General features: G+C 47.7%; 9 protein-coding genes. 8 read left to right on the top strand and 1 reads right to left on the bottom strand.

Going from position 1 to position 15191, the window contains the following annotated elements; genetic code table 11:
- The first annotated feature begins 63 nt into the window (after positions 1-63).
- From glgC to glgB, 8 genes are all read left to right on the top strand, one after another.
- Positions 64-1338 carry a glucose-1-phosphate adenylyltransferase gene (glgC, locus tag EQU24_RS18660; RefSeq protein ID WP_017842107.1) on the top strand — a complete coding sequence of 425 codons (1275 nt, stop codon included), beginning with the start codon at positions 64-66 and terminating at the stop codon, positions 1336-1338.
- Entirely contained in the window at positions 1328-3019 is a 1692-nt protein-coding gene (locus EQU24_RS18655) for a glycoside hydrolase family 57 protein (protein ID WP_017842108.1), read from the top strand. Before glgC ends, EQU24_RS18655 begins: the two co-directional genes overlap by 11 nt.
- 15 nt (positions 3020-3034) lie before the next feature.
- Entirely contained in the window at positions 3035-4510 is a 1476-nt protein-coding gene (gene malQ, locus EQU24_RS18650) for a 4-alpha-glucanotransferase (RefSeq protein ID WP_017842109.1), read from the top strand.
- A gap of 188 nt (positions 4511-4698) precedes the next feature.
- On the top strand, positions 4699-5346 hold the full coding sequence (locus EQU24_RS18645) for a DUF4912 domain-containing protein (protein ID WP_017842111.1): 648 nt from the start codon (positions 4699-4701) through the stop codon (positions 5344-5346).
- A 277-nt stretch (positions 5347-5623) separates the two neighbouring features.
- Entirely contained in the window at positions 5624-7237 is a 1614-nt protein-coding gene (locus tag EQU24_RS18635; RefSeq protein WP_017842112.1) for a glycoside hydrolase family 57 protein, read from the top strand.
- A 450-nt stretch (positions 7238-7687) separates the two neighbouring features.
- Positions 7688-10189, top strand: a complete 2502-nt coding sequence (locus EQU24_RS23105) for a glycogen synthase GlgA (protein WP_235726427.1) — start codon at positions 7688-7690, stop codon at positions 10187-10189.
- 12 nt (positions 10190-10201) lie between these two features.
- Positions 10202-11476, top strand: coding sequence for an alpha-amylase family protein (locus EQU24_RS18625; protein WP_026130326.1), 1275 nt, complete (start codon positions 10202-10204; stop codon positions 11474-11476).
- Between the two features lie 317 nt (positions 11477-11793).
- A complete protein-coding gene (gene glgB / locus EQU24_RS18615) occupies positions 11794-14019 on the top strand; it encodes a 1,4-alpha-glucan branching protein GlgB (protein ID WP_017842115.1) in 2226 nt (741 codons plus the stop codon).
- 174 nt (positions 14020-14193) lie between these two features.
- On the opposite strand, the gene EQU24_RS18610 is transcribed toward glgB, so the two are convergent.
- Positions 14194-15045 carry a quinoprotein dehydrogenase-associated putative ABC transporter substrate-binding protein gene (locus EQU24_RS18610; protein WP_017842116.1) on the bottom strand — a complete coding sequence of 284 codons (852 nt, stop codon included), beginning with the start codon at positions 15043-15045 and terminating at the stop codon, positions 14194-14196.
- Between the last annotated feature and the right edge of the window lie 146 nt (positions 15046-15191).

Genomic DNA, 15191 nt, shown 5'->3' with positions numbered 1-15191 from the left:
TTTTATGAGAATGTTACCACCTAAGCAACAGATGTAATAGTCAATTCCAGAAGGGGAATTAAAATGTCAGAGTCAATCAATCAACCTCAAGATAGGTTCGTCAGTCATTTAACTAGAAATACAATTGCCTTGATTCTTGCGGGCGGCCGCGGCTCAAGGTTAAAAAATATGACTGATTGGCGTGCCAAGCCGGCGGTTCCTTTTGGAGGGAAATTCAGGATTATCGACTTTCCGTTATCCAATTGCATTAATTCCGGAATCAGAAAAATCGGCATTTTAACGCAATATAAAGCTGATTCTTTGATTCGACATATTCAACAAGGCTGGGGGTTTTTACGCGGCGAATTCGGTGAATATGTCGATTTGATGCCGGCTCAACAGCGTCTCGAAACGTCTTGGTATGAAGGAACTGCCGATGCGGTTTATCAGAATATCGATATTCTCCGAACCCGCCGGCCGGAGTATGTTTTGATATTAGCCGGCGATCATATCTATAAAATGGACTACGGCGAAATGCTCGCCGATCATGTGGCCAATAATGCCGACTTGACCATTGGCTGTCTCGAGGTAAGTCTGGAAGAGGCGACCGAATTCGGAGTCATGGACGTCGATCAAAATCGACGGGTAAAAGCATTTGTCGAAAAACCCGCCAATCCGCCTTCGATGCCGGGTAAGCCGGACAAAGCCTTGGCTTCGATGGGTATCTATGTATTCAATGCGGCATTTTTATTCGAGCAGTTGATCAAGGATGCCGACACCAAAGGCTCGAATCGGGATTTCGGTAAAGATATCATTCCCGCGGTTATCGATAAATATAGAGTCAATGCATACCCATTTCTGAACTTGCAGGGCGATCAAAGTTATTGGCGCGATGTGGGTACGATAGATGCGTATTGGGCGGCAAACATGGAGTTAATCGGCGTTAAGCCCGATTTAAACCTGTATGACAAAACTTGGCCGATTTGGACTTATCAGGAACAAACGCCGCCGGCGAAATTTGTCTTCGACGACGATAAAAGAAGAGGGCAGGCGGTTGATTCGATGGTGTCCGGCGGTTGCGTTATTTCCGGCGCCAAGGTCAGACATTCCTTGTTGTTTTCCAATGTTCGGGTTAATTCTTACACGACTTTAGAAGATGCTGTGGTGCTACCTGAAGTCAATATTGCAAGGCATTGCCGAATTACCAAGGCGATCATCGAGAAAGGTTGCGAAGTGCCCCAAGGCACGGTAATCGGTGAGAATCTCGAGGACGATAAAAAAAGATTTCATGTCAGCCCGGGCGGAGTCGTATTGGTTACCCCGGATATGTTAGGGCAGAGCAGGCACTATGTCAGATAATAAACTAAAGCTGGTGATATGTTGGCACATGCACCAGCCCGAGTATCGCGATTTGCAAACCGGCGAATTTCAATTGCCTTGGACTTACTTGCATGTCATGAAAGACTATGTCGATATGATAGCTCACCTTGAAGCGGCACCGGAAGCAAAAGCAGTGGTTAACTTTGCGCCGATTCTTCTGGAGCAGATCGAGGACTATGCCAGGCAAGTAGGGCGCTATCTGCATGATCGCATCTCATTCAAGGATCCGTTATTGGCGGCACTGGTTGCGCCGTCGATACCCTCGGATCCCGATGCACGGCTAAGACTGGTCAAGGATTGCATGCGTGCCAATCGGGAGCGGCAGATCGGACGATATCCGACGTTCCAGAAATTGGTCAAAATGGCAGAATGGATGGAGCAGAATCATGATGCATTGTGTTATATGAATTCTCAATTCATCAGTGATCTTCTGGTTTGGTATCACCTTGCCTGGATGGGTGAAAGTGTTAAATTGACTGATGTTAGGGTCAAGCGCTTGATCGCAAAAGGTTCAGGCTACACGTTGCATGAACGGATCGAAATTGTCGAGGTCATCGGTGAGCAATTGTCCACTGCAATATGTCGATATAAGGCATTAGCGAGAAAGGGGCGTATCGAGCTTTCGGTTACGCCCTATGCGCATCCGATTATGCCATTGTTAATCGATATCAAAAGTACCTTACAAGCAATGCCCGATGCTCCGCTTCCCGAGTTGGATACTTATCCGGGCGGCGAGGAAAGAGTGAAATGGCATCTGAAGCATGGTGTCGAAACCTTTAAACGATTTTTCGGATTCACGCCGAGAGGCTGTTGGCCATCCGAGGGGGCAGTCAGTACCGAGACATTAAAGATGCTCTCCGAGTTCGGTTTCGATTGGGCCGCAACAGGCGGTAATGTGTTGCATAACAGCTTGCGATTATCGGGCATCGATGGCGAGAGTCCGCATCATCCGTTTCGCGCTAGCGGAACCGGTATTCCTTGCTTTTTTAGGGACGATGGCTTGTCGGATTTGATCGGATTTGAATATTCCAAATGGCATGCCGACGATGCGGTTGCCGATTTGATCAATCATTTGGAACAAATCCACAAGCATGATACTTCTGCGAATAAGGTGGTATCCATTATTATGGATGGAGAAAATGCTTGGGAGTATTTTCCGCAAAACGGTTATCACTTTCTCAGTGCTCTCTATAAACGCTTAAGTCATCATCCCGTGATTCATCTAACAACATTTTCCGAATGCCTCGATCAACCGGTCGAAATTAAGTCGCTTCCGAATTTAATGGCTGGGAGTTGGGTATACGGAACTTTTTCTACCTGGATCGGCGATGTCGATAAAAATCGAGGTTGGGATATGTTGGGCGATGCCAAGTGGGCGTTTGACAAAGTCGTGTCTACCGGGCGCTTGACCGAGGAACAATTGGCTCTTGCCGAGCATCAGCTTGCTATTTGCGAGGGATCGGATTGGTTTTGGTGGTTCGGAGATTACAATCCGGGGGAGGCTGTCAGTAGCTTTGAAAAGCAGTTTCGTTTGAACTTAAGTAATCTCTATCTATTGTTGGGAGAAGAGCCGCCGGCTTATCTGGCATTATCGTTCACTCAGGGATCCGGAGCTCCCGCCATGGGCGGTACGATGAGGCCGGGTATTGAAAGCGTTTAGCCAGGGAAGCCGTTTGTGATTGATATTTTACATAGACGCCGTGCCGGAGTTTTATTGCACATTACTTCACTCCCAGGTAACAATGAGAATGGTAACTTGGGGCCGGAAGCTTATCGTTTTGTCGACTTTCTAAACAGTGTCGGCGTAACGGTATGGCAAACTTTACCTTTAAACATGCCGCACGATGACGGGTCCCCCTATCAATGCATCTCCGCTCATGCCGGTAATACCGCTTTGATCGATTTGGATAAGTTGGTTGATAAAGGTTGGCTTAGTCCTGGCGAGCGCTGTCAAGAGTGCGGCGGCAGTCCGTCATTTGCAAGGGAGTGCTTGCTTAATCATGCCTATTATGGTTTTAAGCTGCACGCGACCGAACACGAAAAAATTGAATTTACCAAATTTTGTATCGACAAAAAGTTCTGGTTGGATGATTACGCCTTATTTATCGCACTAAGAAAAGAATTCAATAACCTTAGCTGGAATCAATGGCCTGAACAGTATAAATCACGGAATATTTCGGCGCTTAAAGAAGCCTCCAGACGCTTAAGCACCGAAATCGAAGCCATTAAATTCGAGCAATTCGTATTCTTTACGCAGTGGCTAGAACTCAAAGATTATGCCTCGCGCCATGGCATATTGTTGTTTGGCGATATTCCTATTTTCGTTTCTTACGATAGCGCCGATGTGTGGGTTCATCCGGAGGTGTTCAAGTTGGATGAACAGTTTGAAATGTCGGTGGTTGCGGGAGTGCCTCCCGATTATTTTTCTGAAACGGGGCAGCGTTGGGGAAATCCGCATTACAATTGGTCTTACCTTAAAAAAAATGGTTTCCATTGGTGGCTTGATCGAATCAAAACACAGGTCGAAATGTTCGATATTATCCGTATCGATCATTTCAGGGGGTTAGAGGCCGCCTGGGAAATTCCGGTATCCGAGCCCACTGCAATGAATGGTTGCTGGGTCAAGGCGCCTGGACAAGCCTTGTTAAAGACGATTTTCGATGCGTTCGGGCCTATTGCATTGGTTGCGGAAGATTTAGGCGTTATTACCGATAAAGTCGAAAAACTCAGGGACGATTTCTCTTTGCCTGGCATGAAAATTCTGCAGTTCGCGTTCAGCGGCGGCCCGAGTAATCCTTATTTACCGGGTAATCTGGATAAAAACAGCGTTGTTTATACCGGCACGCACGATAACGATACCACCTTGGGATGGTACCGTCAGATCAGCGAGCAAGAGCAAGCTTATGTTTATGAATACTTAGGGCAGCCTGCCAGCTCGATGCCCTATACGCTAATACAAGCTGCTTTAGCTTCGGTTGCTAATCTCGCGATCATTCCGATGCAGGACATTCTTGAGTTAGATACCGAGCATCGCATGAATATTCCCGGTACGACTGAAGGCAATTGGCTGTGGCGTTTTACTTGGGATCAATTATTACCTCTGCACATGCAACGTTTAGCGCGTGCGATTAAATTATATGGACGAGATTAAGTCGGGTGAAGGTTGCCGAAGATTTGTTTGGGTTTGTCTTTCGCTAAAATCTGGTTGGCAAAGGGTAATTTGAATTGACACTTTAAGGTTTCAGTCAGGATAATCCGTCTATGGTTCATGCCGATATGACGGTTACCCTTCAATGCAGTGAATGTGGTTAAAAGATTTATGAAATTAGGAAAAAATGAATGAGATATTGGCATTCCAGGCATAACCCCGAACTCACTATATCGTCTCAAGAAATCCAACACATCAGTCAAACCATTAGCCGTACCTATCATCCTTTGCAATTCAGTCAGGCTGAGCCACTTAATTTTCCACAGCTCATTATTTTACCGATAGATCCCTATCACCTTCATGCCTATTGGCGTATCGCCGGTGCTACACCTTTGCTGCAGATGGCGAATAGTCCGTTGATATTACGTTTATTTTGGCAAATTGATTGGGAGGATGCTCAAGATCATCTGCGTCCATGGTTTGATGCCTGCGTGGTATCCGCGCAGGCCAATGCTAAGATTGAATTGCCGGTTGCCGGCGCAATTTATACTGCGGCGATTGGTCAATGCGACAATAATGGGGACTTTATTGTATATGTTCGCTCGCAGCCTGTTATTATGCCTTCTTCTGCGATGACGCCGGTGACCGCGCTAACAAGGCCTTTAGCCTTTGACGAAGCCGATATTGACGCTCAAATTCGGCAAACATTAGGCAAGCCGCATGCCGAAGATATCCCATTTTCACCGGTGTCTCCTATTCACATGACATCGGCGGAACGAGTTGAGCTTCGTGATATGGATAGTTATTCGAGTTCCAGTATATCCTGTCTACAGATATAGCAATAAAACTCACTTAGGAATATGCACAAAATAACTTGTACAAGTAGCAGACTTTGCGGCGGTTCGGCAGCAAATTCCAGTTTGAACATCTTCTCGCAGTTTAGGGTGTGGACCATGTTTGACGCGGAATGCCGTGAACCCGTCCGAAGGAGCTTGGCGGCGGCTAAGCGCCAAGCATCCCCCGCACCCTTTTTGATCCCCAAACTGGGAATTGCCGACCAGCCTCCCTTCCAACAGTTGTTGAAATTATCTCATGCTCGTTCCTTAGGCACTTAAGATGGATAGGGGCGGTTTATGCATTGTATTACATGCCCATTTGCCTTATGTACATCATCCCGAGTATGAGCATTTTTTTGAAGAGCGCTGGTTATTCGAAGCGATAACCGAGTGTTATTTGCCGCTTCTTGACATGTGCGAGCGCTTGACACGGGATCGCGTGCCATATCGACTGACGCTGTCGTTATCGCCAACCTTGTTGACTATGTTGAATAATGAGTTATTGCAACAGCGCTATGTGCGCCATTTGCAAGGTTTAATCAGATTAGCCGAGCAGGAAATTTCAAGGACTCGCAAGCAATCTGAGCATCAGTATTTGGCTCGATTATATCGACGTAATTTCAAGGCGGCATTGCAGCGTTATCAACAGGCGTATGATTGCGATTTAATCGCGGCTTTCAAAAAACAGGCTGAATTAGGCGGTCTGGAATTGATTACCTGCGCGGCTACCCACGGTTTTTTGCCGTTACTGAACGTTTCCGAAAGTGCGGTGCGCAATCAGATCAACATGGGCGTTGAAACTTTCAAACAGTGCTTCGGTTTTATGCCAAAAGGATTTTGGTTGCCCGAATGCGGTTATTACCCTGGTTTGGAAGCGCTGCTTGACGAAGCCGGTTTGGGTTATTTTTTTGTGGATAGCCATGGTTTGACTCAAGCAAACCCGCAATCTGAAAATGGCGTCTATGTGCCTATAGTCTGTGCGAACGGTGTGGCGGCGTTTGCCCGTGATCCCGAATCATCGCGTCAAGTCTGGAGCGCGCAGGAAGGCTATCCGGGAGACAGCGACTATCGTGAATATCATTGCGATATCGGTTATGATTCCACTATTCCGGAAAGTTATCTCGCACCGTATTTATTGGAAGAAACGATTCGTGTACCCGTCGGCATCAAATATCAGCGAGTGACGGGAGGGAGTGGCCCGAAAGAGGCTTATCGGCCGCGTCAGGCACTGATGAAGGCGAGGCGCCATGCTCAAGACTTTTATTTGAAGCGGCAACGGCAGCTTGACGATCTGAGCTATCGGATGGGGAAATCGCCGATTATTGTAGCTCCCTACGACGCTGAATTGTTCGGTCATTGGTGGTTCGAGGGGCCGCAATGGCTGGAGTTTTTATTGCGCCTAGTTGGCGGTAATAAGTCGGGAATGCAATTGGTCAGTGGCGGCGATTATTTAGCGCGTTTTCATAACTTGCAAACCGCAACGCCTTCGGCATCGAGTTGGGGCGAACAAGGCTATTCAGGATACTGGCTCAATGAAACCAATGCTTGGATTTATCCTGTTTTACACAAATCGGCGATGTTGATGGAGGAATTGGCCGATGAGTTTCAACAAGTTCCCCGTTATTCCTTGGAGGAACGGGTATTGAATCAGGCGGCTCGTTCGTTATTATTGGCACAGGCCTCGGATTGGCCGTTCATCATGAAGTCAGGAACGACCGTCGAGTACGCTAAAAAGCGTATTCTCGACCATTTGGCTCGATTTAATTATCTGCAAGAAAGTGTTCGCACTCATACAATTAACGAACACTATTTGGCAGCGTTAGAAGTGATGGATGATATTTTTCCGATGCTTGATTTTCGGACTTATAAAACACAAACGCGGACAACATACTAAGCTAAGAATTTCGCGATAAATATACCCGTCGTAGATCAAAATTCGGCGCCGGGGTGTTCGCTAAAGGACGCCGTGAATACGCACAGGTAGGCTCTATGCCAGCTCCATGCTGGCAAAGCCTTTGTCGGACACCCCTGCGCCTCCTCGGGCGCTGCCGAAATTTGAAGTGCGAAAGGTATAGCTTCCGGGGGTTATGAGCTTTTTCAAGGGTTCGATAACTCGGTTGGCAGGACTTTGTGAACCCGGCACCTAAATTATCGAAGGCAGTTAGCCATAGCCAACAGGCTATGTAATTTAGCCGCTGGGTGAATACTTTCGTGAAGGCTTGACGGCGGCCGACACCTCTCAAGCGAGCAACCGAACCCTCCATAAAAGAGGGAAGTTATTTATGAGCAAATCCTAAGGGCAGCGGGATGATAAATCTTTTAATTGGCATGATAGGTCTGATTTATGGCAAAGCAAAATACAACTAAAACCAGAAGCTCAACAAAAAAAGCAACAACGACTAAGGCTTCCGAAAAGCCGACGACAGAGAGTCAAGCGGCGCTAACGTCTGAGGCGGAGGCGGATGCGGTGCCGGAGATACAGAATTCAAGCGCTGCTGTGTCTACGGTAAAAGACGCCCCTAAAGCAGAGTCTCCGACAATGGAAAAGTCGATTTTGGCGGATGATGCGCCGAAGCCTAATCTATCGTCTGAGTCCAAAACGGCACCGAAATCTAAAGCAACCCCGAAAGCAAAAGCGGCTTCTTCGGAAGTCACTTCTTCGCCTAAGACGACGATTACAAAAGTGGCGCAAGCGGAGCCGGAGAAAAAAGCAGCACCAAAAGTTGCGAGTCCGGTAAAGCCTCCTGCGACTCCAAAAGCTAAAGCCGCTCCAAAAAACAAGTTTGCTGAAAAAGCCAAGACTGCGCCTAACGTCAAGACGCCGACTCAAACTAAGGATGAAGAGAAGGCTAAAGCCGAAATAGAAGCGAAGGATTCTCCGAAAACTAAGTCTGCAGCGGAAGTTAAGCCGGCCGAATCTGATCGGCAGATTAAAGCAGCGGAAACGAATGCGCCGGAATCGACGTCATTATCGCCGGCACCGGTGTTGCCCGTTGTTCCGCAAAACGAGACGGCGCTCAATATTGTTGCTTCGAAGGGGAAGGCTACGCCTAGCCAACCCTCCGCAAAAACCGTCCCTAAACAGTCCGATTCCGCTGGCGAAACGCAAGTCAAAACGCCCTCCAATGTCGACGAACCCTTATACTTGGAGCCCAAGACGACATTTATCACGCCTTTTCCTGAGGTCGCTCAAGCAACCTCCGTCAGCCCTGATATACCGTCGGAAAAGCTTCATCGACAGACCGATTACAGCAAGGCAGAGACAATAGCGCGCACACCGGAACCTTCGGCGCCGGAGCCCGTTGCCGACATGATGTCGCAACTCGAGCATGCACCATACCACGACAAACCCGGTCCCGACTATCCGCATATGTTTGTCGTGCAGATTACTCCGGAATTGGCTCCTCTGGCAAAGGTCGGAGGTTTGGCGGATGTTGTGACCGGTTTGAGCCGCGAACTGGAATTGCGAGGACACAGTGTCGAAATTATTTTGCCCAAATACGATTGTATGCATTACGATCATATTTGGGGCTTATGCAAAACCTATGACGACCTTTGGGTGCCCTGGTATAACGGCCATATTCATTGCACGGTCTGGTTCGGTTTCGTTCATGGCCGTAAATGCTTTTTCATAGAGCCGCACTCCCCGGAGAACTTCTTCAATCGCGGCACGATTTACGGCTTTAATGACGACGTGCTGCGTTATGCGTTCTTTTGCCGCGCCGCATTAGAATTTCTTTGGAAATCCGGCAAGCATCCCGATGTGATTCATTGCCATGATTGGCAAACGGCATTGGTTCCGGTGTTTTTATATGAAATCTATCAGAATTTAGGCTTATGGCATCCGAGGGTATGTTTTACGATCCACAATTTTAAACATCAAGGGTTGACGGGCGACTTCTTATTGAATGCGACGGGCCTGCATCGGCCGGAGTATTATTTTCATCATGATCGCTTGTTGGATAATCGGATTCCGCATGCGTTGAATTTGATGAAAGGCGGTATAGTCTATTCCAACTTCGTTACGACGGTATCGCCGCGTTATGCCGGTGAAACCAAGGACGGCGGTCAAGGATTCGGTTTGGAGCCGACCCTTCATACGCATCATTATAAGTTCGGCGGTGTGGTCAACGGGATCGATTATGATGTCTGGAATCCCGAAATCGATCCGCATATCGCGGCTCCCTTTGCTGTAGACAGGGTAGACAATAAATATCTCAATAAACGGGCTTTACGCGATCGCTTGTTGCTAGCGGATAATGAAAAACCGATTATTGCTTTCGTCGGGCGGCTCGATCCTCAGAAAGGGTTGGACTTGGTTCGTCATGCATTGTTTTATTCATTGAATCACCGGGCCCAGTTTGTGTTGCTCGGCTCCAGTCCCGAGCGAGATATCAATAGCTATTTCTGGGAGTTGAAGCGGCATTTGAACGACAGTCCCGATTGCCATATCGAAGTCGGCTTCGACGAAGGCTTGGCGCATCTGATTTATGCCGGTGCGGATATGATCGTCGTGCCTAGTTTATTCGAACCTTGCGGTTTGACGCAGTTGATATCGATGAAATACGGCACGGTTCCGATCGTTCGCGAGGTCGGAGGGTTGGCCGATACGGTATTCGATAAGGATCATGCGCATCATAAAGCCTTGCACGAGCGCAACGGCTATGTTTTTAGGGATTACAACAATGAAGGGCTGGAGTCGGCATTGTCGCGCGCGATCGATTGTTATTATCAATTTCCGGATCATTTTCGGGAGTTGATGAAAAATGCAATGCGTTACGATTATTCCTGGAAATATCCCGGTCAACATTACCTGAATATCTACGATTATATTCGTAACAAATAAAGAGGCCGATTGATGAGGATGTATAACTTGTTCCCCCTGTTGGCAGGTCACTTCGGGCAGTGGGAAGTTCATTTGGAAAGGGCCGCGGCGATGCGGTTCGATTGGGTTTTCGTCAACCCGTTACAAAAAACCGGGGCATCCGGCAGCCTGTATTCTATTGCCGATTATTTTCAGTTAAACCCGCTGTTGGTCGATCCGAAATCCAAAAAAACCGCGGAGCAACAATTGCAGGCTTTGATTCAACAGGCTGAGAAAAAATACCGAATCCGCTTTATGACCGATTTGGTATTGAATCACTGTGCGATCGATTCGCCCTTGTTGAAACAGCACCCCGAATGGTTTGTTCACGAGCATGGTCAGGTTCAGCGCCCTTTTTGTCTCGAAGACGGCGGCCATAAGGTGGTATGGGAGGATTTAGCACAATTCGATCATGGCCGAAGTCACGATAATGGGCTTTATGCCTATTATCGTAAAATTATCGAGTCATACATCGATCTGGGTTTTAAAGGCTTTCGTTGCGATGCCGCCTATCAATTAGCGCCCGAACTTTGGCGGCAATTGATTACGGATACGAAACAAAAACATCCCGATGTGGTGTTTACCGCTGAAACGCTAGGCTGCAGCGCCGAGCGAACCAAGCAAACCGCGCAAGCCGGGTTTGATTATATTTTCAATAGTTCCAAATGGTGGGACTTCGAAAGCCCTTGGTTACCGGAACAGTATCAATTATTGCGCCAAGCCGCCCCTTCGATCAGTTTTCCCGAAAGCCACGATACGCCTCGTTTATTTGCCGAAAGCAACGGCAATGCCGAAGCCTTAAAGCAGCGTTACTTATTTTCCGCAGTATTCAGCAGCGGCGTGATGATGCCGATGGGTTACGAATACGGTTTTAGTAAACCGCTGCATGTGGTGCATACTCGGCCTGAGGACTGGGAAACTACCGAGGTGGATTTGACTGAGTTTATTACTCAAGTCAACACCATGAAAGCCGATTACCCTGTATTTCAGGAAGAGGGGCCTTTTAACCTAATTGGTTATCCGCAGTCGCCGATACTTTTTTTCTGGAAAGCCAGCCTATCCGGACAACAAGAAGCTTTGATCTTGTTAAATAAGGACCCTTGGCAGCGTCATGAGTTTTCGACGCCCGATCTATATCAATATGTTCAGTCGCGTGCGCCGTTTACCGATCTCTCACCGGAGTATCCGCTAGCTTATGTGCCGAGTCCTTATCATTTCGACTTGTTGCCGGGCATGGTTCGAGTAATGGTTACTACACAAGCTGTTTGACAAAATTCGAATTTTATAACTACAGGTGCCTAACGACGCCGAATCGATGCTAAACCAGGATAGCACATTAGAACAGGAGAGCGGGAACCGGGCTTGTCGAGGCAAGCTGAGCTATCCCCACCCGAATGATATACCTTTCGCACTTTAAATTTCGGCATTAGCCTATGGAGGTGCCGGGGTGTTCGGCAAAGGCTTTGATAGCATGGATGCTATCATAGAGCCTACATGGACGTATTTACGGCGTCCTTTGACGAGCACCCCGGCACCGAAATTTGACAAGCAAGGGGTATAAATTCGCGGGCTTCCCGCAAAAGCAGATGAGTAAAACAAAACTGTCCACAGAATTACAGTGTCTTATTGATGCCAAAAGCAGTGATCCCTTTGCCGTTTTAGGTCGCCATCCCATGGATGACAAACAGGTTGTGGTCCGCGCTTTTTTGCCGCATGCCGAAACCGTGGCCTTGGCTGAAGGAAACTTGCCATTGACTCGAATCGAGGGTACGGCTCTTTTCGAATGGCATGGCTTAGCATCACAAGTCCCTCCATGCTATCGACTGATTTGGCGCGATCAAGACCATTACGAGCACATTGGTTATGATCCTTATTGTTATGCGCCGCAATTATCGGATTACGATTTACATTTATTCAGTGAAGGTAAACATTGGCATGCTTACCGTTTACTGGGGGCGAGAGTCCATGAAGTCGAAAACGTCGCCGGCGTGCTGTTTTCGGTGTGGGCGCCTAATGCATCGCGAGTTAGCGTAGTCGGCGATTTTAATCGCTGGGATGGCCGTTGCCATCAAATGCGGGTGCGCGGTAATGGCGTTTGGGAGCTTTTTATTCCAGGCTTAGAGCCCGGCTTGGTTTATAAGTATGAAATTCGCGCGAAGAATGGCGATATTTTATTAAAAACAGATCCTTACGGTCGGTTTTATGAGGTTCGCCCGAATACGGCCAGTATTGTAACGGCAAACGATAATTTTAATTGGCATGACCAAAAATGGTTGAAACAGCGTGAGAAGTTCGATTGGCAGCACAAGCCGATTAGCATCTACGAGGTGCATTTGGGGTCTTGGCAACGAGGTTCCGAAGGAGAGTTATTAAATTACCGGCAATTGGCGGTGGCCTTGGTGGAATATGCTAAGACCCTGGGCTTTACCCATCTTGAGTTATTGCCGGTTACTGAGCATCCCTATGATAAATCGTGGGGTTACCAAACGACCGGGTACTATGCTCCGACTAGTCGATTCGGTAGTCCTGAAGATTTTCGCTGGTTTGTCGATTATTGTCATCAGCACGAGATCGGTGTCATTCTCGATTGGGTGCCGGCGCATTTTCCGAAAGATGCGCATGCGCTTGCATGGTTCGACGGCACATCGCTTTACGAGCATGAAGATCCAAGGCTCGGCGAACATCGTGATTGGTCGACATTGATTTTTAATTTCGGTCGCTATGAAGTTAAGAACTTTTTGATCTCGAGCGCTCTATTCTGGCTCGAGGAATATCATGTAGACGGTTTGCGAGTCGATGCGGTAGCGTCAATGTTGTATCTCGATTACTCCCGTGAGGAAGGCGAGTGGATACCCAATAAATACGGCGGTCGCGAAAATTTGGAGGCTATCGACTTTTTACGATCATTAAACGAAATTACCCATCAGCAAGTTCCCGGCGTGTTGATCATGGCCGAAGAGTCGACCGCTTGGCCGCAAGTCACTAAACCTCCGTATGTCGGTGGGTTGGGCTTCGATTTGAAGTGGAATATGGGCTGGATGAACGATACGTTGCGCTACATGGAAAAAGAGTCGATTTATCGCCAATACCATCAGGGAGAATTAACCTTTAGTCTGATTTACGCCTTTACGGAAAATTTTTTGTTGCCGTTTTCTCACGATGAAGTGGTTCACGGCAAGCAATCGATGTTATATAAAATGCCCGGCGATGAGTGGCAGCGCTTTGCTAATTTGCGTTTGGTGTATTTTTATATGTTTACCCACCCCGGCAAAAAGTTGCTCTTCATGGGTTGTGAATTCGGTCAAGGGCGCGAATGGGACAGCAGTCAAGTGCTTGATTGGTATGTGTTGGCCTATCCTTTTCACCAAGGACTGCAACATCTCGTAAAGACGCTGAATCACACCTATCAAAAGGAGACGGCTTTACATGCCAATGATTTTACCGATGCGGGGTTTGAGTGGATCGACTGTCACGATGCCCATAACTCGGTGCTGATCTATATCCGCAAGGCTGCCGATACGGGAGAGTTTTTGATTATAGCTCTGAACTTTACTCCGGTCCCTCGTGAGTATTATCACATTGGTGTGCCGGCGGCTGGGCGTTATGACGAAATCCTTAACTCCGATGCGCAGGAATTCGGCGGCAGCGGGGTGGTCAATTCGCCGGATGGTATTTGGACTCAGGAGCAGGCCTGGATGAATCGGCCTCACTCGCTCTATATAACCTTGCCGCCTTTAGGAGGAGTCGTCTTAAAACACAACCAAACGGCACCCGGTCCGCAAGCGGTGTTGACGCCTCCCAAAAAGAATTAATCTTGAAAAAAAACCAGGCTAAATTCAAATGATTTAGCCTGGTGGATTTTATATCAGCATTTTGATTCTCGCCTCAGCTATAAAAGCCGAATGCTTGACTTGCTCCTAGCTTGGATTCAAGTTATAAGTGCAATAAAATATTCGGTGAATTAGCCGGGAAGACAACGGTTTGTATTAGTCGTCATCTTTGCGGCTTTTTTGTTTTGGGATCGGTAATAATGGGACCTGGTAGCCGGCTATAATTTTTTGAATGTCATCGAAATGTTCGTCAATGAGCCGGTTGAGCATTTCTTTTCGCGCCTTATCTCCATATCGAACCCCCATTGCTATTGAAAAATCGAATTTCATGCCGGGTGACGAACTCATAGGGATGGCAGTGAAGCTACCTTTTGGGCTTTGCGAGAGCACATGGCCCGCCATCGGCCCCCAGATTACAGCCATATCAATTATTCCGGCTTTTAGATCCTTATCGATCTGCATAGCGACATTGTTTTCGTCATCGCCGGTCATGGTTTGGTAAGGCACGCCTTGATCGATTAAGCCCAATTTTTGCAGCCAAGCCGTACCAGGCCCCCTGTCGAACATCGCGATGCGTAACGATTCTTGACGCTGGAGGGGCAGGTCGTTCAGCTGTTCCGCCGACTCGATATCGTCCCAGCCACGATTTTTGGCGATTAGCAAGACATAGGTCGAATGATAATAGGGCTTGGTTGTCAAGGTTCGATCGTAACCGGCCGGGACGCCTATGACGACATCGCATTTATACTCGTCTTCGGAATCGCCGACTGTCGCGGTCAGTGTGTTGCGGATAAAGCCCATGCGATTGGGAAACCAAGTGTACTCAAGTTCTTGCCCTAACTTTTTGGCAAATAATTCGGCAATTTTATTTTCGAAGCCATCGCCGTTTTTAGTGGAATACGGAGGATCCAACGGGTCTGCGCATACTCTGAATTTGTCTTCGGCATTGGCTGTGGAGGTTATGGCGGCACATAACAAACCGCTAAATAATAAAGTCCTGAGAGTCATTCTTTCTCCTGGTGAGTTCGGAACTAGATCGAATAGTTTAATGTATCTGAGTCGTAAAGGCTAAGTTACAACGCAGGCATTATTGGGTTCCGGTTCTGTGGGGTGTGTCGGTCAAAAAAAAACCCCGGACGAAAAATCGACCGGGG

Origin of the sequence: Methylotuvimicrobium buryatense, from assembly GCF_005931095.1 — a bacterium.
Taxonomy (GTDB): Bacteria; Pseudomonadota; Gammaproteobacteria; order Methylococcales; family Methylomonadaceae; genus Methylotuvimicrobium; species Methylotuvimicrobium buryatense.
This window is presented reverse-complemented; position numbering and strand designations above follow the sequence as displayed.

Coding starts and splice junctions, on each gene's coding strand:
- glgC (WP_017842107.1), top strand. CDS start 64: ATGTCAGAGTCAATCAATCAACCTCAAGATAGGTTCGTCAGTCATTTA.
- EQU24_RS18655 (WP_017842108.1), top strand. CDS start 1,328: ATGTCAGATAATAAACTAAAGCTGGTGATATGTTGGCACATGCACCAG.
- EQU24_RS18645 (WP_017842111.1), top strand. CDS start 4,699: ATGAGATATTGGCATTCCAGGCATAACCCCGAACTCACTATATCGTCT.
- EQU24_RS18635 (WP_017842112.1), top strand. CDS start 5,624: ATGGATAGGGGCGGTTTATGCATTGTATTACATGCCCATTTGCCTTAT.
- EQU24_RS23105 (WP_235726427.1), top strand. CDS start 7,688: ATGGCAAAGCAAAATACAACTAAAACCAGAAGCTCAACAAAAAAAGCA.
- EQU24_RS18625 (WP_026130326.1), top strand. CDS start 10,202: ATGAGGATGTATAACTTGTTCCCCCTGTTGGCAGGTCACTTCGGGCAG.
- glgB (WP_017842115.1), top strand. CDS start 11,794: ATGAGTAAAACAAAACTGTCCACAGAATTACAGTGTCTTATTGATGCC.
- EQU24_RS18610 (WP_017842116.1), bottom strand. CDS start 15,045: ATGACTCTCAGGACTTTATTATTTAGCGGTTTGTTATGTGCCGCCATA.